This is a genomic window from Dyadobacter sp. OTU695 (assembly GCF_038440355.1).
Classification (GTDB): Bacteria; Bacteroidota; Bacteroidia; order Cytophagales; family Spirosomataceae; genus Dyadobacter.
On the sequence record NZ_JASATN010000081.1, the window covers coordinates 1 to 601 of the forward strand.

Annotated in this window: 1 protein-coding gene; it reads left to right on the forward strand. The window is 51.2% G+C overall.

The annotated features are described in order from the left end of the window. Nucleotides 1-402 (forward strand): hypothetical protein (locus tag AAHB90_RS32515; RefSeq protein WP_342089495.1); only part of this gene is annotated, 402 nt, incomplete at its 5' end. Between the last annotated feature and the right edge of the window lie 199 nt (nucleotides 403-601).

Below are 601 nucleotides of genomic sequence, written 5' to 3' on the forward strand. Positions count from 1 at the left end.
CTGCGTCCTTTTACCATCATGCCCAATGTGACCTTTTCGACAACAGAGACCGTCAGGCCTTTCACGGTAAGGCTTCGTAACATGCGCACGGGAACTGTTGCCAGCGATCTGATCACTGTTCGTGTCTACAAGCCAACGCCTAGCTCGGTGATCGCTCTGACCGGCGCTTCGGCTGCCGAATGGACCATTACCAACTCGGGGACCTATTATACGCTGACAACTAACACAGATATCCCTGCATCACCGTTGGGCAACAGCATTACAGCTACTGTCTCGATTGCCTCTGCGACGCCTAGCGGAACTTATCCTCTGCGCGTGTTCATTCCTGACCTGTCAGGGGGAGAAGTAGTGGCCGACAATGTCAACAATAACCTGATCATACAGGTATTCAAAAACATGTAGACGGACGCGAGTTCATACCAAAATTTTGCAATCATGAAAAAAACTAATTATTACCTAGGGTTGATTTTACTGGCGCTGTCCCTGCTCGCTCCGGGCATCGGATACAGTCAGCAAATCGACATCAACGCCGGGTACGGAAACTATGACCCGGGAACCTTTCCCGGCTATGGAAACCAGCCGGCAGCGCGCGGGATATTTT